The following is a 24,634-nucleotide window of genomic DNA, read 5'->3' as shown; positions in this document are numbered from 1 at the left end:
TTTATGGCTACAGTCAGTTTAAGGCACATTGAGAAGGTTTATCCGAACGCAGAAGACGGCAGGAAAAAGAAGAAGGGAGAATCCGGGCACAAGAAGACGAACCTCAAGGTAACTGAGGAAGGCGTTCTTGCAGTACAGGATTTCAACCTCGAGATCGCTGATCAGGAATTCATCGTTCTGGTCGGTCCGTCCGGATGCGGCAAATCCACGACCCTGCGGATGGTTGCAGGACTGGAAGAAATCACGAGAGGCGAGCTGTATATCGACGGCAAGCTGATGAACGATGTCGCACCGAAGGATCGCGATATCGCCATGGTCTTCCAGAACTATGCTCTGTATCCGCACATGACCGTGCGTCAGAACATGGAATTCCCGCTGAAGCTCCGCAAGGTACCGAAGGATGAAATGGATCGCAAGGTCAACCAGGCAGCAGAGATTCTCGGCATCACCCAGTATCTCGACCGCAAGCCGAAGGCTCTCTCCGGAGGCCAGCGTCAGCGTGTTGCCATCGGCCGTGCAATTGTCCGTGAGCCGAAGGTTCTTCTGATGGATGAACCGCTCTCCAACCTTGATGCAAAGCTCCGCAATCAGATGCGGGCTGAGATCATCAAGCTCCGTCAGCGGATCAAGACGACGTTTATCTATGTCACGCATGACCAGACCGAAGCTATGACGCTGGGCGATCGCATCGTCATCATGAAGGACGGTGTCATTCAGCAGATCGGCACTCCGCAGGATGTCTATGACAACCCGATCAACATCTTCGTTGCTGGCTTCATCGGTGTTCCGCAGATGAACTTCTATGATGGCAAGCTGCTGAAGAACGCAGATGGCAAGTATGCGGTTCAGGTTGAGAATGCAGTGATCGAACTTTCTCCGGAGAAGCAGAAGCATCTTTCAGAACGCAATGTTGCACCGCAGGATGTCACCGTCGGCGTACGTCCGGAGCATATTACGCTCGAGGGTGCTGCTGACAAGATGATCCAGGGCACGATCGATGTCTCCGAGCTGATGGGTTCTGCAGTTCATCTGCATATCAATGCGATGGGCAAGGACGGCGTCATCATTGTTCCAACGCTGGATCTCAAGGGCAGCAAGACCTTCACGATGGGTTCTGAGATCAGCTTCACGTTCGGCGGCAATGTCGTTCACGTCTTCGGCAAGGATTCCGGCAGGAACCTGGAATACGCAGACGGAACCGAGCTCAGCAGATAATCAGAAGCATTCAGGGCATTCCCGGAATTCCGGGAGTGTCTTTTTTTCTGCTCAGTCATATTTGTTAATAATCTGTCAGACATATGCTATATTGAACCTGCAGACGGAGAGAATCCGTCGGAAGGAGATAAGAACATGAGTGTGAATCTTCGCAAAGTAGCCGTTGTCGGCTGCGGGTTTGTGGGCTCAGCAAGCGCATTTGCTCTGATGCAGTCTGGTCTGTTCACCGAGATGGTGCTCCTGGATGTCGTTCAGGAAAAGGCAGAGGGAGAAGCCATGGATATCATGCATGGCACGGCGCTGATGAATCCGATGCGGATCTATGCCGGTACCTATGACGATATCGCCGATGCAGCAGTAATTGTCGTTACCGCCGGTGCTGCTCAGAAACCTGGTGAAACCCGCCTTGACCTCATTCACAAGAATATATCCATTCTCGGCTCCATCATGGCTGAGATCAGAAAGCGCAGCTGCCAGGGAATCATGCTGGTGGTATCCAACCCGGTTGATATCCTGACCTATTACGCAGCCAAGACATCCGGCATGCCGGAAAACCGCGTATTCGGCTCCGGTACCGTTCTTGACACTGCCCGCTTGCGTACGCTGCTCGGCACAAAACTGGATGTCGACAGCCGTTCCATTCATGCAGTCATCGTCGGTGAGCATGGTGATTCTGAAATCGTATGCTGGTCCAATGCCAACGTCTCCGGCGTTCCGCTGGCTGACTTCTTCGCACTTCGCGGCATGGGTGACCAGGATCTGACTGCAGCTGAGAAAGAAATCGGCGATGACGTCAAGAACAGCGCTTATCAGATCATCCAGAAGAAGCGGGCTACGTATTATGGCATCGCAATGTCAGTCCGCAGAATCTGCTCGGCAATTGTCAAGGACGAGAAGTCCGTCCTGCCGGTATCCACGGTCATGCATGGTGCCTACGGCATCAGCGACTGCGCTCTGTCTACCCCTGCGATTGTCGGCCGCAATGGCGTAGAAGGACTCGTGCCGGTCACGATGAGCGAGAAAGAGCGTGAAGAACTGCTCAGCAGTGCCAAGGTTCTCAAGCAGAACATGGAAGGCATTGATTTCGGCTGCTAGGCAGAAGAAAATCAGAAATCATGATCAGAGGAGCAGAGTGCATCTGCTCTTTTTTTCTGCGGCCAGGCAATCTGAAAAGGAATCATTCAGATCTGAGCATGCCGGACCAGCTCAGACAGAATATCTACGAACATCAGCATGACTGCCTGCTCGCTGAAGGTTCTGTTTTCAAGGGAGGGAAGAATGATCGAATCATCCGTCAGGGCAGATAATTCTGCCCGCGGATTGGCAGTGATGAGAACGCTGTATCCAGCATGATCGGCAATCTGCTCTGCGGTTTCTCGGCAGCTTCTGATGTCTCCGACCGCAGAAAAGAACACGACAGCTGAATGAGAGCTTACGAGATACAGAAGATGCTGATATTCCAGTTCATCACTGCCGCAATGGCAGTCGATCTGCTGATCAATGAGATTGATCTGGAGACGGCGGGCACAGGCCTCATTGCGGAAGCGGCCAAGCGAAAACACCCGGTCTGCGGTGCGGATCTTCTGTGCAAGCTGCGAAAGCTTCCGGCGATCCAGATTTCCCAGTTCCTGGGCTGCTGAAGCATACTGGCTGGCCAGGTCCATCACAAGATCATCAGAAGAATTGCGGCTGCTGAGCCAGGAAACTAGATGAAAGTGAAATTCCTTGAATCCGCTGCACCCGCAGGTCTTGCAGAAGCGCAATACTGCTGAGGTGGAAGTATCCGCATGGTCAGCAAGCTGGGAAATCGTATAATCTGCGGCAAGGTCCGGACGCTCCAGAATTACCTGACTGAGTTTCTTTTCCGCGTTGCTGAATTCTGGCTCATGACTTCTGATTGTCTCAATGATGCTCATGTGACAATTTTACCACTTCTGTAATCATTTTCTGACAATATTGTTGACCCTTCTTCCGGGGGAATGCTACAATCCTGCTGACTGAGCGGTCAAGACTGGCAGGAACTCTTGCCGCAAAGCTAATCACACGGGGGAAAGTATGAAGAATAGTACAGTTTCAAAGGCTGCAGTCGCAGGGCTGTTTGCCATCGCCGCAATCCTCGGCGCTCTTCCTGGCTGTTCGGCCGGGAATTCCGGTTCACAGGGAGTATCAGGAACCTTCAGCGGCAGTGCGGTCGGCATGGGCGGCAGCAGCAATCCGGTCACGGTCACGCTCACGCTGGAAAACGGGACCATTACAGCGGTCACAGCAGAGGGACCTGGAGAGACCGAGGGAATCGGCTCGAAGGCCATTGATGTGCTTCCTGGAGAAATGGTTGCGGCGAACAGCGTCACAGTGGATGCGGTTTCCGGTGCCACGATCACTTCGAACGCAATCATGGAAGCAGCAGCGGCTGCTCTGAAAGAAGCAGGACTGAAGCCTTCGGATCTGAAGGTCACAGAAACTGCTGCAGTCAAAGCAGAAGACATCACCAAGGATACTGACATCGTCATTATCGGTGCCGGCGGAGCAGGAATGACAGCAGCGATTACTGCTGCAGATGCAGGAAAAACGGTCGTGATTCTGGAAAGCCAGCCGATGGCTGGCGGCAATACCGTCCGGGCTACTGGCGGATTGAACGCTGCCGGAACACCGGAACAGAAGAAGATGGAGTTCAAGGAATCTGCCGGAGTGGAAAAGACACTTAAGACGGCGGCAGAAGACTGGGCAGACAATGAAGCCATTACTTCTCTTGCTGAAACCGTTCAGCAGCAGTGGGACGAATGGCAGAAGTCGGGTCAGTCAGAATACTTCGACACGCCTGAACTGATGGCCCTGGATACGATGATCGGCGGCCATGGAATCAACGATCCGGATCTCGTGAAGACCCTTACGGATCACAGCGCAGGTGCGATTGAGTGGCTTCATGAACATGATGCAGATCTGACCCTGGTAGGAGCTGCTGGCGGAGCAAGCGTCAAGCGGATTCATTCTCCGGAAGATGAAAACGGGAAGAAGCTTGCGGTCGGTGCTTATATCGTTCCGATTCTGGAAAAGAATGTGGAAGACCGCGGCATTGAAATTATGTATAATGCGACGGCAAAGAAGATTCTGACCGATGATTCCGGGGCGGTTGCAGGAGTTGAAGCGGAAGGCGCAGATGGAAACAAAGTGACCATTCATGCCCGTGCAGTCATCGATGCGGCTGGCGGATTCGGTGCCAACATGGATATGGTCACGGAATACCGTCCGGATCTTGCGGGTTTCTGCACAACCAACGCGGCAGGTTCGCAAGGACAGGGGATTGTCATTGCCCAGGAAATCGGTGCAGATACCGTAGACATGGATCAGATCCAGATTCATCCGACGGTGCATCTGGATGAGGACGGAAATGCACATCTGATTACCGAAGGCCTGAGAGGAGATGGAGCAATTCTGGTCAATCAGGAAGGAAAGCGGTTCTATGATGAGGTCAGCACCCGCGACAAAGTGTCTGCTGCAGAAATTGAGCAGACTGATGCCAGTGCCTGGCTCATCATCGATCAGAAGATGGTCGATGCTTCGGCTGTGATTCAGGGATATATTGACGCTGGCTATACATTCACCGGCAATTCACCAGAAGAACTGGCCGAAGAGATCGGCATTGATCCTGCGGTACTCTCTGAGACAGTCTCCACATGGAATGGATATGCGGAAGCCGGATCAGATCCGGACTTCGGCAGAACCAGCTTTGCGGAACCGCTTGATACGGCACCGTATTATGCAATCAAGGTAACTCCGGGCATCCATCATACGATGGGCGGCCTTAAGATCAATTCCAATGCAGAAGTCCTGAATTCTGACGGAATCGCAATCCCGGGCTTATTCGCTGCAGGCGAAGTGACCGGCGGGGTTCATGGCGGCAACCGTCTTGGCGGTACTGCCGTCACGGATATCATCGTCTTCGGACAGATCGCCGGAAACAGCGCGGTCAGCTATCTCGGATAATCAGAAAGCGGTTTGCATCCTTGAGCAGATACCCAGGCATGCAAACCGTTTTTCTTTCTCAGAATCTGATATTCAGATAAGGTTTGCGATCGAGCGTGCAGATCGTGAACTCCTCTTCTTCCAGTACTGCATAGGTCTTCGGATGGCCTCCCTTGGGAAGAGAAACAGAACCCGGATTCAGCAGAAATACTTCTTCCGTGACTGCTGCCATCGGAATATGCGTATGACCATAGAGGAAAATATCTCCCGGAACAAGCTTCGGCAGATGATCCGGACCATAGACATGTCCATGCGTCATGAACACTTTATGGCTCCCGAGCAGGAACTCATTATAGTCAGCGGTCAGCGGGAAATTCAGCACCATCTGATCGACCTCTGCATCGCAGTTTCCCCGTACTGCAAAGATATGGGGAGCCAGCGGATTCAGAATTGAAATCACTTCTTTCGGTGCATAGTCTTCCGGCAGATTATTTCTTGGCCCGTGATACAGCACATCGCCAAGACACAGAATCGCATCCGCATGCAGTTCATGGAATAGCTCCGGAACCAAGGCTGCACCGCTGCGGCTTCCATGAATGTCTGATACTACCAGATATCTCATAACCATCCTTCTTTCTGCCGTTATTGTAGCGGATTCCATGTTTCAGGGAAATGAAAATGGTATCTTCAAGTTCCTCTGCTTGTATCAAGCCGGAAACCTTTCGCATACCCATTGTGACAGAGATTCTTCTCGGCTATAGTCTCATTGCAGGCCGAGTCATGATTGACTCGCCATCATAGCTCTGCATCATAGAAATATAACTCCGGAAACCGAATGGCTGAATGAACTGCATTCAGAGTCTTTTTCCGGAGTTTTTCTGTTCTGCAGGGAACACGAAGGAGGACCGAAACAATGCTTTCACTCACACGCTCATGCAGAATTCTGCTCGCCTTTGCGGCCGCCATGATCATGGCTATTCTTCCTGCTTATGCAGAAGATACGGAAAAAGGATCTCTGACCATCGTCAATGATCAGGACGTTCCGCATACGTTCGAACTCTACCAGATTCTGACTGGCCAGGTTACCCTGCAGGAGAACACCAGAATCCTCAGCAATCCGGAATGGGGAAGCGGGATCGCTTCTGACTCGGAGCTCAGCAAGCTTGATCCGGTAGTCTGGGCAGAAGGACTCAATGCCAAGATCACAAATATCAACAATCCTGAGATGAAAAGAACAGTTCTGAGAGAAATCAGCCAGAGCCTGGGAGATGCAATCGCATTTCAAATGGTTGCTCCAAGTCAGACATATAAATTTTCAAATCTTGATCCTGGCTACTATCTGCTGAAGGATCGTGATGGTTCCCAGGAGGGGAAGGAAGGCGGAGCTTCGACGGAGTTCATTCTGAGAATCCTGGACGAGGATCTGGAGCAGCAGCTGAAGATCCGGGTGCCGGAACTGAAGAAGACGGTATCGCATCTGCAGGCAAACGGAGACAGTAAAAACGAGGAGCTGAGTACTGCAGACTTCTCGCTTGGAGAGAAGATGGAATTCAGACTGCTTGGCACTCTGCCGGAAAACTATGACAGCTATGAAAGCTACCAGTATTCCATTACGGATATTCCTTCGGCGGGAATTCGGATTGATCCGGAATCGATTGAAGTGCTCTGCTACAGTGACGGACATCTGCTGAGCACGAAGGACTGGTATGAGGTGTCTCTTGCAGATGGAGAAGAAGGACAGAAGCTGGTATTCACGGTAAAGCCTGGAAAAGACAATCATTATCTGAAGAATGTCTTCTTCCGCCATGCGGAGGGAATGGATTCTTCCGGAGATCCGAAAGACCGGATTGAGATCATCTATCGCGCAGTTCTGACAGAGCAGGCAGCGATCGGAGGAAGCGGAAGCCGCAATGAAGCGCAGCTGACCTATTCCAGCAATCCGAATGGGACCGGAGATTCTGTCAGTATGACTCCGAAGGCTACGGTAACGATCTATACTTACCAGATCGATATCAATAAGTACAAGGACAGTGTCAGAGAGAATAACCGTCTGGAAGGAGCAGAGTTTGAGCTGTATCGTCTCGAAGAAGGAGCACTGAAGAAGATCGATGTGCTGAATTATGAGGAAGGGTATCACTTCCATGCGGATCGGCTTGGTTCAGGAACCTATATTCTGAAAGAAAGCAAGTCTCCGGTCGGCTACAACAAGCTGGAAGGAACTGCAAAGGTTTCAGATACAGAACAGATGAAACATGCATTGCGCTTTGAGATTCAGGCAGAATACGGAACGGACCCGGGAGATCATTCACTGAAGAATCTGAAAGGCGTTCAGGATGGAACCGGAACCGTCTGCAGCGGCAGTACCGTCAGCGGAATTCTTACCATCAACGTGATTGATAAGCCAGGCATTGTGCTTCCGGAAACCGGCGGAAGCGGAACCCGTGCCATCATGATTGCCGGAAGTGCATTGATCCTGATCGGCATGATTCTGACTGGTGTGAAGCGTCATCTCGGTTCGTGAAGCATAGGTGTTTTCTGATCATGATGATCCTGATCCTGCAGGTATGCATTTCTTCTCTTGCAGAAGAGGCAACCTGCTCGATCACGGTCTGTTCAGAACTGGAAGGAGCAGAATTCCGGCTGAGCCGGATAGATGCTTCTTCGGAACAAAGCTTTCTCACAGCTGGCCTGAGTGAGGATGCGGGCAAATCTGTTCAGCCTCAGATCCGCAGAATCCATTCAGGAAAGGCAGAATTCCGGAATCTGCCGCCTGGCTGTTATGAACTGGAAGGACAGGGAACCCGTGAGGACCAGGTACCGGTATGGTTTCAGCACGTAACCCTTGAACTTCCCGGGAAAGATCCGGTGAGCAAAGAATCGGTCTATCAGCTTGTGCTGTATCCGAAATTCTCAGAAGGAACAGTATCTGCCCGAAGTACGGTCCGGAGCGTGAATTCTCCGTCTTCAGCACGATCTGTTCCTCTCACCTCGGATGAGCTATCAAGCAGGAATGCAGGCATGTTTCTGATTTCCGTGACGGCAGCAGTCTTCAGTCTGAAGATGCTCCGGAATCAGACAGGGGAAAATGCCTGACTGACAGAGATTTCCTGGAGGAATAACTGATTCCTGAATAGGCGGCATCATTGATCTGCTCAGCAAATTAGTGATGCCGCTTTTCTATGCAGGATCGTCGATCTTCTCTGTGCTTTTCAGAATTGCGGTGGCATAACGAAAAGCCGGAGCCGTCCGCGCTGCACCAGTTTCCACACCACACTTGGTGATTCTGAATGATCCGGGAAAAACAGGAAATCTTCCAGAATCAGAATATTGACGGATGCGGAAAAGACACGGATATCCAGTTTCTGATCATAATAGGAAGACGCTTTTGTTTCTGAAATTGCAATCTGGGATTAAACTGATACAATCGAGTGGCAGAAAATACTGCCAATGAGAAGCAAACAATAGAAAGGCTGAACAACCATGATGAATCAATTCTTCAGAACAAGCGGAAAGCTCCTGCTGGCAGGAGCACTTTCCATGGTGATGCTGAGCGGGTGCGGATCTTCTTCAGAGACGCCATCAGCTTCCGCATCAGCAGTTTCAGAGAGCGCATCAGCAGAGTCATCACCTTCTGCTGCTGCATCAGAAGACGGCTATGTCACGATCACGGATCATGCTGACCGCACGGTAACAGTCAAAGCAGATCCTGAGAGCGTCGTGATCACAGGAATCCTGCCGCTGGCATCGGTTCTGACGGTATATCTGGATTCTCCGGAAACGATCAAGGCGATGGAACCTGCGAGCATGAACGCTGCCAGGAATGGAATCCTTTCTGAGATCTATCCGGATATCGTCAATATTGATACCGATATCATGAATGGCGATGATCTGAATGTGGAAGCTGTCGCAGCTCTGAATCCGGATGTAGTCTTCTACAATGCCAACAATACGGCCGAAGGGGAACGTCTGGAAAATGCGGGGATCACAGCAGTGGCAGTATCTCCGACCAAGTGGAACTATGATTGCATCAGGACATATAACGAATGGATTGCACTGCTGAATCAGATCTATCCAAGCCGCGCAGCAGGCCATGAGACGCTCGTCGATACCTACAGCAATGAGATCTATGACAAGATCCAGCAGACTGTCAGCACGGTATCAGACGATGAGAAACAGAAGGTTCTGTTCTTGTACCAGTATGATGAAAATACGATGGTCACTTCCGGTTCCAGCTTCTTCGGCCAGTGGTGGTGTGATGCGGTCGGCGCTCTGAATGCGGCAGAATCCGTTTCGGCTGATAACAGCAATGCCACGATCACGATGGAACAGGTCTATGAATGGAATCCGGATGTCATTATCATTACGAATTTCACGAAGACCCAGCCGGATGATCTCTACAATAATGCCATCGGCGATGATGACTGGAGCACGGTGAAAGCTGTTCAGGATCATCGTGTATACAAGATGCCGCTTGGCACTTATCGCACCTACACGCCTGGTGTCGATACCCCGATGACTCTGGAGTGGCTTGCTCAGGCAGTGTATCCGGATCTGTTCCAGGATATCGATATCACGGCTGATGTCAAAGCGTATTACAGTGAGCTCTATGGCATCACGCTGACCGATGAGCAGATTCATAAGATGTATAATCCCAACAGTGCAGCTGGCACCATGAACTGAATCAGAAGCACTGAGGCTGTGAAGAAATCTCCTGGATCAGGATCTAATTTCTTCACAGCTTTTCATGTCTGCAAGGATCAGAACATCAGAAAACATGTTAAAGACTGTGAAAAAACTCTCAGAGTCGTATAATAAAAATACCGGAAGAGAAACCGTGATCTTCGGACTCGGATTTCTGAATGACCGGCAGATAGCAGTTTCATGATTCGCTGCATCCATTGTGGAGCGGCAGGAGGAAAAGACATGAACAGATCACAGAAAACACAGAAGCTGACTCTTGCGGCTTTTTTTGTCGCAATTGAGATCCTGATGGCAGTTACACCGATCGGTTTTATTCCGGTCGGTGCCATCAACATCACGACGATGCATCTGCCGGTGATTCTCTCCGGCATCGTGCTCGGGCCGGGGTTCGGAGCGATGACCGGCTTCATCTTCGGATTATCCAGTATGCTGAAAGCAACGTTTCAGCCCGGCATCACGAGTTTCTGCTTCAGCCCGTTCATCACGATCGGGGGAGTGCATGGAAACTTTGCCAGCATTCTGATTGCCTTCGGACCGAGAATGATTCTCGGGGCATTCTCCGGCGTACTGTACCGGTGGATCCGGAAACATCATGGAAGTGTGGTGAAAGCTGCTAGCATCTCGGCAGCGGTCAATACGCTGTTGCACACGCTGCTGGTCATGGGACTGATCTGGGTCTTCTTCGGAACTCAGTATGCCAATGCCGCAGGAATCACGGTCGGAGCAGTGATTCTGGCAGTTCTTGCCAGCAACGGAATTCTTGAGATCATCCTGGCTGCAGCAGTCATTCCTGCTCTGGCCAGAGCGCTGAATCCTCAGATGGAAAGGATGGGAATTGCATCATGAGCGAAGAGAAGAAACCATGCGTGATCGTCGGCGTGACTGGCGGCATTGCCGTATACAAGACGTGCGGGCTGGTATCAAGCCTCACGAAACAGGGCTATGAGGTCCATGTGCTGATGAGCGAGGCAGCCGAGAAGTTCGTCACGCCGCTGACCTTTCAGACCTTGTCTCATCAGCGGGTGATCACCGACATGTTCTCCGTGGAATATGAACCGGATGTACATCATGTCAGCCTTGCCAAGAAGGCAGACGTATTCGTGATTGCGCCGGCAACGGCAGATGTGATCGCGAAGGTGGCCAATGGGATTGCCGATGATATGCTGACGACGACATTCCTTGCGGCAGAATGCCCGAAGCTGCTGGTGCCGGCGATGAATACGCACATGCTGATGAATCCGGCTACCCAGGACAACCTGGAGAAGTGCAGAAGATATGGCATGCATGTTCTGGAGAGCGAATGCGGGTATCTGGCCTGCGGCGATATGGGCAGGGGCAGAATGCCGGAGGCCGATGAGATCGAAGACGCTCTGAAGCAGCTGCTCGTGAAGGATCCGTACCTGAAAGGAAAGAAGGTTCTGATCACGGCCGGACCGACTCAGGAAGCGATTGATCCGGTGCGGTATCTGACAAACCATAGTTCCGGCAAGATGGGCTATGCATTGGCGCTTGCTGCTCGCAATGCCGGTGCTGAGGTGACGCTGGTAGCTGGAAAGAATCATCTGAAAGATCTCCGCGGCGTGCATATGATTCCGGTGGTTTCTGCGGCAGATATGGCTGCGGCAGTGCTGCCATTGCAGAAAGACATGGATCTGATGATCCTTGCTGCAGCCGTGGCAGACTATACGTCGGCAGAAACTTCTGAAGAGAAGATCCATAAGCAGGAAGGCGATGCAATGCTCGAACTGAAGAGAACTCAGGACATTCTTGCAACACTTGGCGAACATAAACCGGTCGGGCAGATCCTCGTCGGGTTCTCGATGGAGACGGAGAATGCGGAGCAGCGTTCTCTGGAAAAGCTGAAGAAGAAGCACTGTGACTACATTGTCTCGAACAATGTGAAAGAACCAGGCGCAGGCTTTGCAGTGGATACGAACAAGGTCACGATCTTCAGCGCGGAAGGAAAGAAAGAACTTGGTCTGCTGAGCAAGGAAGAAACTGCTGAGAAAATCCTTGCGGCAGTATCCGGGAGGTAATGCATGAAATCCTATCTTCTTACGATTGATGCAGGAAATACGCACATCAAGATGCAGCTCATGAGAGACGGCATTTCAGAATCCAGCTTCCGACTGACCACGAAGACGCCGCGAACCAGCGATGAATACGGGATTGTCGAAAAGGAATTCCTGGATTCTCTGAATCTTTCTGCTTCTGATATCGAAGCCGTCATCATCTCCTCGGTGGTTCCGAAGATCATGTATGCGCTGACTTCTTCCGTGAAGAAGTATCTGAAGAAAGAACCGATGATCATCGGTCCGGGCATCCGCACCGGCATCCAGATCCGCAATGACAATCCCAAGGAAGTCGGTGCCGACCGGCTGGTGGATGTGGTTGCGGCATACTACACCTATCATCGCAGCTGCATCATTGTGGACTTCGGCACGGCAACGACGTTTGACTATGTCTCTGCAGAAGGAATCTTCCAGTATACGGTCATCGCTCCGGGTCTTGATATCTGTGCCCAGGCCCTGACCAGCAGCACCGCGAAGCTTCCGGAAATCGAGATCGAGAAACCTGCCAGCATTCTCGGCAGGAATACGATTTCCGGCATGCAGGCAGGGGTCGTATATGGCTATATTGGCTGCGTGGAAGGAATTCTGAAGCGCATGAAGCAGGAGCTGAAGGACCAGGGTGCCTATGTCATCGCAACCGGCGGACTTGGCAAAGTGATTGCCAATGAGACCTCCAGCATTGACCTGTATGATCCGGACATTGCCGGAAAGGGCATGTATATCCTGTATCAGAAGAACAAGGAGAACCTATGAAACCAGTTTCGATTTATCAGGTTTTCCCGCGGGACTTCGGTCCGCATGGAAACCTGAACGATGTTACGGAACAGCTTTCTCACATCAGAGAGATGGGCTTTGATTATGTCTATCTGCTGCCGATTCATCCGATCGGCATTGAAGGCCGCAAAGGAACGCTGGGAAGTCCGTATGCCATCCGGAACTATGATGCTGTAGATCCTGCTTACGGCACGATGGAAGACTTCATGAATCTGATTGAAAGAGCGCATGCATGCGGGCTGAAAGTCATGATGGACATTGTCATCCATCACAGCGCCTGCGATCATCCCTGGGTAAAGGAACATCCGGAATTCTATCACCGCGATGAAACCGGCAGAGTCGTCCGTTCGGTTCCGGACTGGTCGGATATCTATGACTTCGATTATTCCAGCACGGGATTGCGGAGAGAACTGCTGGCCATGCTGAAGAGGTGGGCAGAGAAGGGCGTTGATGGCTTCCGCTGCGATGTGGCTTCCCTGGTACCGCTGGACTTCTGGCTCGAAGCGCGCAGAGAAGTCGCGGCAATCAATCCGGACTTTCTGTGGCTGGCCGAATCCGTGGATATGCCGTTAGTGAGAATGGTCCGGGCACAGGGACTGGATGCCGTCAGCGACAGCGAGCTTTGCCAGGCGTTCGATCTCCTGTATCCGTATGATCTGCGTCCGGAATGGGATGATGCGGAGAATCATGGGAATCTGCTTCCGCTCCAGCGGATGCTGGACTATACGATGACGGAATATCCGAGAAATCTGTCCAGAATCTGGTGCCTGGAGAATCATGACTGCCGCCGCATCGCTTCAGCCGTGAACAAAGAATCCGAGAAGAACTGGCTGGCATTCACGTTCTTATTGCCTGGGGCTGCCTTTCTCTATGCTGGCGAAGAGGCTTATGAAACGCATCTGCCTTCTCTGTTTGAAGCAGAACCGGTAGGCTGGAAGAACCGTTCTATCGAACTGGAAAAATGGATTGCTGATCTGAATGCTCTGCGCAAAGAAACACTTCGAACAGTGTGGTCGGTTCAGGTATTTCCGAATGAGACCGGAATGGAATTTGCGGCCTTCGGACCGGAAGTCTATTACGGACTCTTTGCAGTCAATGGCAGCACCAGCCTGAAGACGGAACTGAAAGACGGATCCTACCGGAATCTTCTGAATCAGGAAGTGCTGGAAGTGAATAACCATGAACTTCCTGCTTCGGCTGCGCCATTCTATGCAAGGATCCGGGAAGAAGATCTGGAGCATTGATGAAAAGAAAAAGACCCTCACAGGGTCTTTTTACATGGTGCCGCTTGGCAGAATTGAACTGCCCGTTCATCCTTACCATGGATGCGTATTACCACTATACTAAAGCGGCGAGTGCCCTAATATCATATCAGATCATCTGCACATTTCAATAGGAATTTCGGTTTTTGAGCTCTTCATAGACCAGCGATACCGGAAGACCCATAATCGAGTAGAAATCTCCTTCAATGGACTTCACATATCTGGCTGCTAATCCCTGGATTCCGTAGGCACCTGCCTTGTCATCTGCTTCTCCGCTTTCCACATACGAAGAAATCTCTTCTTCCGACAGCGGAAAGAAGGATACTTGATTAACCGTGACGGTCTGATAGTTCCGGCGATCCGACAGGATGCAGAGACCGGTGATGACTTCGTGCGTCGTTCCGGATAGTTCTCTCAGCATGCGCTTTGCATCTTCATGATCATGCGGCTTGCCAAGCACTTCGCCATGGATGGTCACGATCGTATCGGAGCCGATGATGATTGCGTCCGGGTGTCTTTTCAGGACTGCTTCTGCTTTCCGGAAGGAAAGAGCCTGGATTTCTTCCTGCAGGGGATTGCCCGGATTGATGGTCTCATCGAGATCTGCAGCATCTGCCGTAAAAGGAATTCCGCACTTCTGCAATAGTTCTCTTCGTCTCGGGGATCTGCTGGCAAGAATCAGTTCTTTCATAACGGCCTCGTTTCTGCTTTCTATCTTAACCGAAAAAAAGAAGAATTCGAAGGAACATTCAGCAATCCTGTTTCATACCTTCTGTAAGCCCTTCCGGATGGTATAATGGACACGTCAAGCAAAAAGGAGATAAAAAAGGATTATGTCAAAAGAACCAGTGCTTGTGATCCTTGCGGCCGGAATGGGAAGCCGCTACGGAGGCATGAAGCAGATCGATGGCGTCGGCAGCCATGGCGAACCGATCATTGATTTCTCAATCTATGATGCCTATCAGGCAGGTTTCCGCAAAGTCGTTCTGATCATCAAGAAAGAACATGAGGAACTCTTCCGCAAGGCGCTGACCGATCGCGTGGAAGCAGGCGGAATGGAAGTGGCTTTTGCTTATCAGGATATGCAGAATATTCCGGAGGGATTCTCCGTTCCGGAAGGAAGAGTCAAGCCATGGGGAACCACGCATGCACTGCTTGCATGCAAGGGTATCGTGGACAGCCCGTTTGCGATCATCAATGCGGATGATTTCTATGGGCGGAATGCCTATCAGGTGATCTATGACTACCTGAAGAATGAGATCTCAGATGATCATTATGCGATGGTAGGTTTCCGCTGCCTGAATACGCTGACCGAAAACGGAACCGTCACGAGAGGTCTCTGCGAGGAGAAGGATGGATATCTCTCCCATATCGTCGAGATCCAGAAGATCGCTTTGAAAGACGGCCATGCGGTCTATGAAGACGGCGACAGCTGGAAGACGATTCCGGACACTGCTCTTGTTTCGATGAACTTCTGGGGCTTCACACCGAAGATCTTCGACGAAGCAGAGCCGATCTTCACGCAGTTCCTGAAGGATCATCTGGCTGAGAACCCGATGAAGTGCGAGCATGTCATTCCGACGATGATGGGACAGCTTGTCACGGAAGGAAAGTGCTCCGTGAAGATGCTTTCCAGCACGGACAAATGGTTCGGTGTCACCTACAAGGAAGATAAGCCGGATGTGGTCGCAAAAATCCAGGCCCTGAAAGATACCGGTGTCTATCCGGACGTTCTCTGGAAATAAGGAAGTATAGCTGGTTCTGTTAAAGGAGCCAGCTTTTTATGTGCGGTTCTTGTACTGCTTGCTGAGGGTGAAGCCGCGGCCGGCGACTTCCGTGACTCTGCTCACGATCAGGAAAGACTCCGGATCAATGGCATGGATGAGTTTCTCAACCTTCGGGAGTTCCCGGTCGGAGATGATGCTCAGCAGCATCTCTTCGTGTTCTCCGCTGTATCCGCCTTTTGCCTCGAGAATCGTGACGCCGCGGTCGACTTCGGAAAGAATTGCCTGACGGATTTCCGCAGAGTGCGCACTGATGACTTTGACTTCTGTCCGGGTGGTCCCCATCAGAAGCAGCTTATCCATCGTCATCGTGTAGGTCAGCACGACGATGATTCCGTAAAGTGTTTTCTCAGGCGTATGAAAGAATGCCTGCAGCAGCAGGATGCATAGATCCATCGCATTGAGCGAGAACGAAACCGGAATCCGGAAATAATGGTTCAGGACCAGGGGAGGAATATCCATGCCGCCGGTGGAGGCACCGGAACGGATGACTAATCCAAGCGAAACTCCGATGCCCAGCCCTGCGAATACCGCATTGAGCATCGTATTCTCCGTCAGCACGACATCCTTCAGAACGACTTCGAAGAAACTCAGCGCAAGCGGATACGAGAACGTGGAAAGGATGGTTGTCATCGCGAACTTCTTTCCAAGTGTCTTCCATCCCCATACCAGCATGATCGTATTGAAGATCAGCAGAAACGGAGACACCGGAATATGCCAGATCCGGTTGACGAACAGCGCAATTCCGGTTGATCCGCCGGTGATCAGATCAGCTGGCATCACAAACAGTTTCACCGCCAGCGCATAGATGATATTCCCGGCAATCACGATCAGCATCGTGCCGAGTTCTGAAGTCTTCTGTTTCATGAAAATTCCCCCTGCAGATTCTCATCATATCATCTTTCCAGACCCTGGGGATTTTCCCGGAGCCATGTCGGGATGGCGGAGGTCATGATATAATATTCACCGCGAAGGGAGATCACGACTTTGTCGAGTTATAACATCAGCCTGACCCTGGAAAATATCCGGACTATCACTGTGATGTTCCTGGATATCTTCATCATGTGGCTCGTTTTATATTATGCAATCCGTCTGGTTCGCTCGAACACGAAGACGATCCAGATTTTCAAAGGTATTCTGCTCGTCATCATCATTGACGGCATTGCGAAATTTCTTGGTCTGAAGACGGTTCAGTATCTGACCGACATGTTCATCAACTGGGGCTTTCTTGCGATCATCATCATCTTCCAGCCGGAAATCCGATCTCTGCTTGAAAGATTAGGCAAGACGAATGTGTTCTCGAGAATCACGACCCTGACTGGCAATGAGAAAGAAAACCTGGTCGATCAGATCGTCACTGCGACGATGCTGCTGTCAAAGGATCAGACCGGTGCTCTGATCTGCATTGAGCAGAATCATCCGCTTGATGATTTCATCGCTACCGGCACGAAGCTGAATTCGGATGTGACAGCAGAACTGCTGACCTCGATCTTCGTGACTTCCACACCGCTTCATGATGGTGCAGTCATCATCCAGGGTGACAAGATTGCCTGCGCAAGTGCATACTTCCCGCCGACCAATCTGGAACTTCCTGGCAGATACGGTGCCCGGCATAGGGCAGCGATCGGTATCAGCGAGATCACGGATGCCGTGACGATTGTCGTCTCCGAGGAAACCGGAGCAGTCTCCATTACCGAAGGCGGCAAGATCATTTCCGTGAACCGCCGTCAGCTGAGAGACTATCTCTTACGAGTCATCTGCGGAGAAGAAACTGAAGTCCACGGCAGCGGCCGCAAGCTGAACAATGAAAAGCCGAGAGAAGTCATCATCGATGACACCCAGGAACTGAAGAAGGAAGGAAAGACCGGCAATACCGGTGTCCTTTCGAGACTCGCGATCAAGAAGCAGGAAGCCAAGGAACAGAAGCCTGAGAAGATCGAAGCTGAAGAAGTCATCCCGGCAGAGCAGCCGGAAGTGATCATCTCGGATGAAGACGAGAATATGAAGAAGCTCGATGAAGAGGCAGCGGAGATCAAGCTTCCGCACAAGAAGGCAAGACCTGCCCCGAGCTATCCGGAAAATGATTCCGTGAAGCGGTTCGAGAAAGAACGTCAGCACGAAGAAGAACTGAGAGAAAAAGAAGAAGCCATCCGTCAGGAACAGCTGGCTCAGAAGAAAGCAGCGGAAGAAGCAGAACGCAGACGGAAAGCGGCTGAAGAAGCCGAGCGTCAGCGTAAAGCTGCTGAAGAAGCCGAACGCAAGCGCAAGGCAGCGGAAGAAGCAAAGCGCCTGGAAGCTGAAGCAAGAGTTCAGGAACCAGTCGAAGCAGCTCCGCGCATGACTCCGGAACAGGTCAGGGCAGCAAGAGAAGCAGCGTATCAGAAATTCTCTTCGGCCAGGAAGCCGGAAGTGAAGAAGGAATCAGAGAGTTCTCAGAATCAGGATTCCCAGTTTGATACGACGAAGCTCGACCTCGGCGAGCTGATGGGCATGAACGAGGATCTGGACAAGACGTTCGAAGTGATCGACTCGATCGACAGCAAGAAGAAGTCCAGTAAGACTTCTGATGATTCTTCTCAGCAGGAAGGAGGCAGCCGGAAATGAGCGAACTCGACAAGAACGGCCAGGAAGAACGCGGAACGAGCGAGCATAAGACGGAAATGGCGAATCAGATCGCCAGTCAGTCGCGCAAAGTTGCCAGCACCTACCAGCATGTTGAAGATGGTCTGGTCCGCATTGTGCGCTGGTTCTCAGCGTTTCTGGACAAGACGCTGTTCAGCCGCAAGTACAGCAAGCTGGTCTCGCTGATCCTGGCAATTCTGTTCTATGTGATTGTCAATTACAACAGCCAGTCTTCGCTGTATACCAATGCGATGCAGAATTCCCGCACGCTCAGTTCCGTGACTGTGACGGCAAAATACAACTCGGATACCTTTGAGCTTTCCGGACTTCCGGAAACGGCAGATATCACGATTTCCGGAGACGCGTCCAGCGTCACTGCGGCAGTGAATTCCCGCGGAGTCGTGGTAGCAGACCTGGAAGGTCTGACCGAAGGAACCCATGAAGTCGAACTGACGACTGAAGGCTTCGGCGACAGCGTTACGGTTACCGTCAAGCCTACGAACTGCTATATCACGCTGAGAAAGAAGACGACCCAGACATTTGATCTGAGCTACGACTTCATCAATACGGATAAGATGGACAGCATCTATTCGCTCGGTACTCCGGTATTCGAATATACGAAGGTCAATGTCCGTGCTTCCAAGGAAACGCTGAACACAATTGCCTTTGTCAAAGCACTGATCGATGTCAGCGGCCAGACAGCAGAGTTTACGCAGGATGCGAAGCTGATTGCCTATGATTCCAATGGGCAGCCGGTCGATGCAGGCATCTATCCTTCCACGGTCAGCGTGACGGTACCGGTCACTTCCCCGAACAAGACAGTGCCGATTGAAATTGAAGTCAGCGGAGATGTGCCGGACGGGCAGGCCATTGCCAGCATTGAAACGGATCAGCAGGCAGTCACGATCTACGGACCGGAATCCGTGCTGAGCCAGATTGATAAAGTAGTCGTTACCCTGAATGCAAGCACGATCACGAAGGATTCGACGATTCTTCGCCCGATCACCCTTCCTACCGGAGTCAATTCCAGCGATATCAACCAGAGCACGATGACCGTGACGCTCGGGGAAGGCGTAAGCAGAACGATCGATGGCGTTCCGATCAAATACCGCAACAATACGAATAACTACAAGGCAGCGCCGGTCGACAATGTCACGACGACCAGCGTGACGGTATTCGGAACGGAAGAGAATATTGCAAACATCACCGCAGATGACATCGATGTCTACATCGACATGAAAGACGCAGTGCCGGGTCTCCAGGAATTCCCGCTTGAAGTCGAACAGCCTTCCGGCGGCCTGGTGAAGTACACGCTGAATCAGTCGACGCTGACGCTGAATGTCCTCGGTGAAACCGTAGATGATTCCAGTACATCGGAAGGAACAGGAGTGAACAATGGGTAGATATTTCGGAACAGATGGAATCCGGGGCAGAGCCAATGAAGGGCTGACTGCGTTCAAGGCATTCCAGGTCGGGCGTTATCTCGGCTATTACTTCGCAAAGGACGGCAAGCAGAGCATTCTCATCGGGAAAGATACCCGCCTGTCTTCGGACATGCTGGAATCCGCACTGGCAGCAGGAATTGCTTCAGAAGGGTGCGATGCATACCTGGCAGGATACTGCCCGACGCCGATGATCGCTTATCTGACCAGAAAAGAAGATTTCGCGGCAGGCGCGATGATCAGTGCGAGCCACAATCCGTTCTATGACAACGGCATCAAGATCTTCTCCAAAGAAGGCATCAAGCTTTCGGCAGACATTGAAGGTCTGATCGAAGATTATATCGACGGTCTCACGACCATCGAGTACCGCACGGACGGAGAGATCGGGAAGGTCATTTCCTATCCGGAAGGAATCGAGCACTATCTGAAATGGGTCACGACGGAATTCCCGGTTGATCTTTCTGGTTTCCGCCTGGCAGCAGACTGTGCAAACGGATCTTCTTCCTTCACGGCTGAGCGTGCCCTGAAAGCCCTTGGTGCAGATATCACGATGGTGAACAATCATCCGGACGGTATCAACATCAATACGGAATGCGGCAGCACGCATCCGGAGCACTTCGTGGAATTCATGAAGCATGGCAATTATGATCTCGGCCTGATGTTTGACGGCGACGCTGATCGTCAGATCATGGTCGCCCCGGATGGCAGACTTGTCGACGGGGACTTCGTGCTCTATATCTGCGGGAAGTATCTGCGCGATCACGGCAAGCTGACGAACAATACGATCGTCACCACTGTCATGGCAAACCTCGGCCTGTTCAAGGCAATGGAGCGCGAAGGTATCCAGGTAGCCAGCACTCAGGTCGGCGATAAGTATGTCTATGAGAAGATGTGCAGCGATGATGATCAGGTTGGCGGCGAGCAGAGCGGCCACATCATCTTCAAAGCCCATGAGACCACCGGCGACGGTCTGGTCACTGCTCTGGTCATCCTTTCGATCATGAAGGAAACCGGCAAGACGATCAGCGAGCTGATGGAAGGCCTCAGAATCTATCCGCAGCTGCTGGTCAATGTCAGAGTCACTTCCAAGAACGATGCGATGGAAGATGCAGAAGTCCGCAAGGCGATTGAAGAAGTCAATGCAGAACTTGCCGGAAACGGCAGACTTCTCGTCCGTCCTTCCGGAACAGAACCGCTGATCCGGGTCATGGCAGAAGCAGAGACGGATGAGATCTGTGCAGAAGAAGTCGGCAAGGTTGCCGATGTCGTGCGCAGGAAGTTCGGAGCATAAAGGAATCAGGCCCAGGCAGTCACGCCTGAGCCTTTTTTTACTGCTGTTTCAGGGAAATGGTGACATCCCTCATGTTATCCGGATATTCATTCAGATTATCCAGGAATAGCGCCTGATCTTTTCCTGGCAGAGACTTTACCAGAGCTTCGTCCTCGCTTCCTTCAAACATCGAACGGAACGTTCCCATCTGCCCTGAGAACAGGTATTCTCCTTCTTCTCCGAAGAGATCGAGAAGCTTTTTCTGAGTTTCTTCATCAAGACCGGTATCCGCAAAGAGATCCGTGAGCCGCTGCACGACGCGGGTTCGGAAGACGGCAGAAGAATTGGCATCGAAGTCTTCGAAGAACGGATCATTCAGCTGATGCTCTTCTGCATATGCCTTCATGTCCAATGGTTCTGCGTGGTATTCCAGCGATTCTCCGGTGGTGAGCTTCACTGTGCCATACAGGTGCTGATAGACATCAAGACTTCCGGTCATGAGATCTGTCTCTTCGATGCCGGATACTTCAATGCTCCGGCAGGCCTGGAAATGGGTATGACCGCAGAAGTTGACCTGGACATGATACTTTGCATAGAGCTTCTGAACTTCGTCTGCGTTTTCAATCTGATAAGCATCGCTGGAAGGAACCAGATCCGTCAGCGAATGATGCATGGCACTGAGCACGGTGATGCCGCTTTTCTCTGCTTCCTGCAGAATCGGTTTCAGCCATTCAATGGTTTCTTCCCGGATTTTTCCGCCGGAATAGCTCACCATGCTGTTCTTCTCGTATTCCGCGCTATCCAGCATCAGAATCCAGCACGTTTCGCTGAGGGCAGAGACATAGCTGAGACTGGAAGGGTCGGTATAGATTGCATCGGCATAGCCATCATTCTGATAGATCGAACGGAATTCATCTGGCGTAATGCCATCAGCCTTGACTGCTTCGTCCCCGGACCAGTCTGCCGCATTCGGATTCTCAATATCATGATTGCCAGGCAGTACCAGCACCCGGATTCCCTGATCGGCCAGCTGCTTTAGTTTTTCAGCCAGCAGCATATGGCTCTTCTTCTCGCCGTTGAACGTCAGATCACCCGTCAGGATCAGCGCATCCGGACGGTCTTTTTCCGCCTGCTCAATCAGCGCATCCGTGAGCACATCGGCATATTCGGTCAGCTTCATGTCGGACTTCGCGAGCATGTTCTGAAAAGAGATTCCGCCCATGTATTCCGGCGTCAGCATATGCAGATCCGTAGCGATCATCAGCGAGAGAGCTTCCGGTTCTGAATGGACTGATGCAGCAGAACACCCCGATATCAGGAGGCTGCACGAAGCAGCCAGAGGAAATAGTTTATTCATGAGGTTATTGTAGCGCACAATCCCATCTGATGGAGATAAGAGGCTCTTAGAAGAATGTGATATGATTACAGCGGAGCAAGTGTCCATGAAGAAAGTAATCAGCATTGTTGAAGACGAGAAAGATCTCAATGAGCTTGTGAAGCAGTATCTGCAGAAGGAAGGCTATGAAGTCCGTTCCTACCTGACCTTTGATGAAGCTCAGCTTCATACGGGAGATGATGACGTTCATCTGTGGATTCTCGATATCATGCTCGGCGATAAGAGCGGCTTTGATCTGATCGAGGAAATCAGACGCGTGAACCCGGAAGTCCCGGTGATTTTCATGTCGGCCAGAGATAAGGAATTCGATCGCATCATCGGCCTGGAAAAGGGCAGCGATGACTACATCACGAAGCCGTTCTCCCCGAAGGAGCTTGTGCTGCGCGTGAATAATGTCATCCGCAGAACGTATAAAGACGAAGAGACGAGACTGGAGACGGATGGCTATTCGATCGATGAATCCAAACGCACGGTCTATGACCGCGACGGCAATGTGATTGACCTCACGACGAAGGAATTCGAACTGCTGATGCTGTTCGTGAAGAACAGAGGCACGGCCTTCTCGAGAGATCAGATCCTTGAGAAAGTATGGGAAACCAACTACTTCGGCAGCGACCGGGTAGTCGACGATACGCTGAGAAGACTGCGCAAGAAGATGCCTGATCTCAGCATCCATACCATTTACGGTTTCGGATACCGGCTCGGCTGATGAAACGCTTCCGGATGTGGCTGCGCGAACTGAATCTGACGCAGCAGCTGATGAGCATTCTGTTTCTTGTCATCTTCACCCTGACGGTGTTCATTTTCACGTTTCTTTCGCCGACCATCAACCAGTTCACCTGGAATGAGATGTATCGGACGCTGCATGTATCGCAGACCACGCTCGTCACGTATCTGAACCAGAATCCGGACACACTGCCGCCAAGAGCGAAAGAATCAGAAGGGGACATCCTGAGCGCGATCTATGATCCTGATCAGGGATCGTTCTATTACCTCAGTCCCGAAGAATTCACGGAAGCAGAACAGACCAGTATCCTGGCCAATCTTCCTTCTCTTTCTGATACCCGCGGGGATTATATGTTCTCGGAAACCGGCAAGCGTTCTCAGCAGGTGCTCTATACGATTACGAAGCTGACTGACGGCAGATACATGATCTCGCTGATGCCGAGTTCCTATGAACTTGAATTCCGCAGTCTGCTCGTCAACAATATCGTCAATCTGAACATGCTGGTGGCACTGACTTTGTTCATCCTGCTGACGATCTGGATTGCGAGCCTGATCTACCCGCTCAATCAGATCCGTACCTATATCACGAAGATCAAGAATGATGAACCGGCCGTTCTCACTGTGAACCGCCGGGATGAAATCGGCGAAGTCGCCGATGCCCTGCGGGAGATGCAGGCGGAACTTCAGAAGCAGAATGAAGAGAAGCAGGAGATGATTCAGAACATCTCGCATGATCTGAAGACGCCGATCGCAACGATCAAGTCCTATGGCGAATCCATCAAGGATGGCATCTATCCGTACGGGACGCTTGAGAAATCCGTTGATGTCATCATCGAGAATGCCGATCGTCTTGAGAAGAAAGTCCGTTCTCTGATCGCTCTGAACAAGATGGGATATCTGCTCGATGACTGTCCGGAAGGGGATACCCTCGACATGAATGAGGTCATCGATAAAGTGCTGCTCGGACTCAAAGTCATCCGTCCGGAAATTTCGTTTGAGACAGATCTGGATAAGGGTGTCCTGTTCCACGGCGATGAGGATCCATGGCGGATTGTCGTTGAGAACCTTGTAGATAATGCATTGCGCTATGCAAGAACCACGATCCGCATTGAGCTTCATCCTGGCGAACTGTCGGTCATCAATGACGGCAGTCAGATCTCTGAAGACCGCATGGGAAAGCTCTTCAAGGCATATGAGAAAGGAACAGACGGACAGTTCGGCCTCGGCCTTTCCATTGTCTATAAAGTATGCTCAACCTATGGCTATCACATCGAAGCTGAGAATCTTGCCGATGGCGTGAAGTTCCATATCTGGAAAGAACTCCCTGCCAAGGCCCGCAAGGCTCTCGAAAAAGAGAAGAAACAGGAAGCCCGCGAGAAGGCAAGGTCTTCCCGCAAGGCTAAGTAA

General features: G+C 51.4%; 21 protein-coding genes and 1 tRNA gene. 16 read left to right on the top strand and 6 right to left on the bottom strand.

The features are described 5' to 3' along the window. Positions 1-3 precede the first annotated feature (3 nt). Positions 4-1,215 carry an ABC transporter ATP-binding protein gene (locus tag C7E00_RS10825; protein ID WP_105304288.1) on the top strand — a complete coding sequence of 404 codons (1,212 nt, stop codon included), beginning with the start codon at positions 4-6 and terminating at the stop codon, positions 1,213-1,215. Between the two features lie 135 nt (positions 1,216-1,350). Then, positions 1,351-2,310 carry an L-lactate dehydrogenase gene (locus C7E00_RS10820; protein WP_105304287.1) on the top strand — a complete coding sequence of 320 codons (960 nt, stop codon included), beginning with the start codon at positions 1,351-1,353 and terminating at the stop codon, positions 2,308-2,310. Positions 2,311-2,396: 86 nt separating this feature from the next. On the opposite strand, the gene C7E00_RS10815 is transcribed toward C7E00_RS10820, so the two are convergent. Further along, on the bottom strand, positions 2,397-3,131 hold the full coding sequence (locus C7E00_RS10815; RefSeq protein ID WP_105304286.1) for a MurR/RpiR family transcriptional regulator: 735 nt from the start codon (positions 3,129-3,131) through the stop codon (positions 2,397-2,399). 139 nt (positions 3,132-3,270) lie between these two features. On the opposite strand from C7E00_RS10815, the gene C7E00_RS10810 reads away from it, so the two are divergent. Then, positions 3,271-5,199 (top strand): flavocytochrome c, encoded by a 1,929-nt coding sequence (locus C7E00_RS10810; protein WP_105304285.1) that lies wholly within the window; start codon positions 3,271-3,273, stop codon positions 5,197-5,199. A 58-nt stretch (positions 5,200-5,257) separates the two neighbouring features. Here C7E00_RS10810 and yfcE read toward each other — a convergent pair whose 3' ends face one another. After that, complete coding sequence (gene yfcE, locus C7E00_RS10805; RefSeq protein ID WP_105304284.1) at positions 5,258-5,800, bottom strand: phosphodiesterase; 543 nt, start codon at positions 5,798-5,800, stop codon at positions 5,258-5,260. Positions 5,801-6,091: 291 nt separating this feature from the next. Between yfcE and C7E00_RS10800 the strand changes: the two genes are divergently transcribed. The 7 genes from C7E00_RS10800 to C7E00_RS10770 all read left to right on the top strand — a co-directional run bounded on the left by C7E00_RS10800 (position 6,092) and on the right by C7E00_RS10770 (position 13,969). Then, complete coding sequence (locus tag C7E00_RS10800) at positions 6,092-7,699, top strand: isopeptide-forming domain-containing fimbrial protein (RefSeq protein WP_105304938.1); 1,608 nt, start codon at positions 6,092-6,094, stop codon at positions 7,697-7,699. Positions 7,700-7,719: 20 nt separating this feature from the next. Then, positions 7,720-8,271: a prealbumin-like fold domain-containing protein gene (locus C7E00_RS10795; RefSeq protein WP_105304283.1), complete on the top strand. Its 552-nt coding sequence runs from the start codon at positions 7,720-7,722 to the stop codon at positions 8,269-8,271. Positions 8,272-8,658: 387 nt separating this feature from the next. Then, positions 8,659-9,858, top strand: a complete 1,200-nt coding sequence (locus C7E00_RS10790) for an ABC transporter substrate-binding protein (RefSeq protein ID WP_204378608.1) — start codon at positions 8,659-8,661, stop codon at positions 9,856-9,858. A gap of 243 nt (positions 9,859-10,101) precedes the next feature. Further along, positions 10,102-10,725 carry an ECF transporter S component gene (locus C7E00_RS10785; RefSeq protein WP_105304936.1) on the top strand — a complete coding sequence of 208 codons (624 nt, stop codon included), beginning with the start codon at positions 10,102-10,104 and terminating at the stop codon, positions 10,723-10,725. Continuing rightward, positions 10,722-11,915 carry a bifunctional phosphopantothenoylcysteine decarboxylase/phosphopantothenate--cysteine ligase CoaBC gene (gene coaBC / locus C7E00_RS10780; RefSeq protein ID WP_105304282.1) on the top strand — a complete coding sequence of 398 codons (1,194 nt, stop codon included), beginning with the start codon at positions 10,722-10,724 and terminating at the stop codon, positions 11,913-11,915. Before C7E00_RS10785 ends, coaBC begins: the two co-directional genes overlap by 4 nt. 3 nt (positions 11,916-11,918) lie before the next feature. Then, on the top strand, positions 11,919-12,704 hold the full coding sequence (locus C7E00_RS10775; protein ID WP_105304281.1) for a type III pantothenate kinase: 786 nt from the start codon (positions 11,919-11,921) through the stop codon (positions 12,702-12,704). Continuing rightward, on the top strand, positions 12,701-13,969 hold the full coding sequence (locus C7E00_RS10770; RefSeq protein ID WP_105304280.1) for an alpha-amylase family glycosyl hydrolase: 1,269 nt from the start codon (positions 12,701-12,703) through the stop codon (positions 13,967-13,969). The genes C7E00_RS10775 and C7E00_RS10770 overlap by 4 nt, the downstream gene beginning before the upstream one ends. Positions 13,970-14,004: 35 nt before the next feature. Here C7E00_RS10770 and C7E00_RS10765 read toward each other — a convergent pair. Together C7E00_RS10765 and C7E00_RS10760 are read right to left on the bottom strand one after the other, a co-directional pair. Further along, positions 14,005-14,078, bottom strand: a tRNA-Thr gene (locus tag C7E00_RS10765). Positions 14,079-14,114: 36 nt separating this feature from the next. Continuing rightward, positions 14,115-14,678, bottom strand: coding sequence for a Maf family protein (locus C7E00_RS10760; protein ID WP_105304279.1), 564 nt, complete (start codon positions 14,676-14,678; stop codon positions 14,115-14,117). A 142-nt stretch (positions 14,679-14,820) separates the two neighbouring features. On the opposite strand from C7E00_RS10760, the gene C7E00_RS10755 reads away from it, so the two are divergent. Further along, entirely contained in the window at positions 14,821-15,732 is a 912-nt protein-coding gene (locus tag C7E00_RS10755) for a sugar phosphate nucleotidyltransferase (protein WP_105304278.1), read from the top strand. Between the two features lie 36 nt (positions 15,733-15,768). Here C7E00_RS10755 and C7E00_RS10750 read toward each other — a convergent pair whose 3' ends face one another. Further along, entirely contained in the window at positions 15,769-16,638 is an 870-nt protein-coding gene (locus tag C7E00_RS10750) for a YitT family protein (RefSeq protein WP_105304277.1), read from the bottom strand. A 120-nt stretch (positions 16,639-16,758) separates the two neighbouring features. Here C7E00_RS10750 and cdaA point away from each other — a divergent pair, with 120 nt between their 5' ends. Genes cdaA through glmM form a run of 3 tightly spaced genes read left to right on the top strand, consistent with a single transcriptional unit; the run spans position 16,759 to position 21,126 of the window. Further along, positions 16,759-18,375, top strand: coding sequence for a diadenylate cyclase CdaA (cdaA, locus tag C7E00_RS10745; protein ID WP_239928562.1), 1,617 nt, complete (start codon positions 16,759-16,761; stop codon positions 18,373-18,375). Continuing rightward, entirely contained in the window at positions 18,372-19,796 is a 1,425-nt protein-coding gene (locus C7E00_RS10740) for a CdaR family protein (protein ID WP_105304276.1), read from the top strand. The genes cdaA and C7E00_RS10740 overlap by 4 nt, the downstream gene beginning before the upstream one ends. Continuing rightward, positions 19,789-21,126 (top strand): phosphoglucosamine mutase, encoded by a 1,338-nt coding sequence (gene glmM, locus C7E00_RS10735; RefSeq protein ID WP_105304275.1) that lies wholly within the window; start codon positions 19,789-19,791, stop codon positions 21,124-21,126. Before C7E00_RS10740 ends, glmM begins: the two co-directional genes overlap by 8 nt. Before the next feature lie 37 nt (positions 21,127-21,163). Here glmM and C7E00_RS10730 read toward each other — a convergent pair whose 3' ends face one another. Continuing rightward, entirely contained in the window at positions 21,164-22,366 is a 1,203-nt protein-coding gene (locus C7E00_RS10730; protein WP_167836563.1) for a metallophosphoesterase family protein, read from the bottom strand. A 181-nt stretch (positions 22,367-22,547) separates the two neighbouring features. Here C7E00_RS10730 and C7E00_RS10725 point away from each other — a divergent pair, with 181 nt between their 5' ends. Then, entirely contained in the window at positions 22,548-23,210 is a 663-nt protein-coding gene (locus C7E00_RS10725; RefSeq protein ID WP_105304934.1) for a response regulator transcription factor, read from the top strand. Next, the gene (locus tag C7E00_RS10720; RefSeq protein WP_105304273.1) at positions 23,210-24,634 is read left to right on the top strand and encodes a HAMP domain-containing sensor histidine kinase; all 1,425 of its coding nucleotides are present in this window, start codon (positions 23,210-23,212) and stop codon (positions 24,632-24,634) included. Before C7E00_RS10725 ends, C7E00_RS10720 begins: the two co-directional genes overlap by 1 nt.

Source organism: Anaerolactibacter massiliensis (genome assembly GCF_900290205.1).
GTDB classification, from domain to species: domain Bacteria; phylum Bacillota_I; class Bacilli_A; order Erysipelotrichales; family Erysipelotrichaceae; genus Bulleidia; species Bulleidia intestinalis.
The sequence above is the reverse complement of the archived record's forward strand: the minus strand, read 5'-3'. Positions and strand labels throughout refer to the sequence as shown.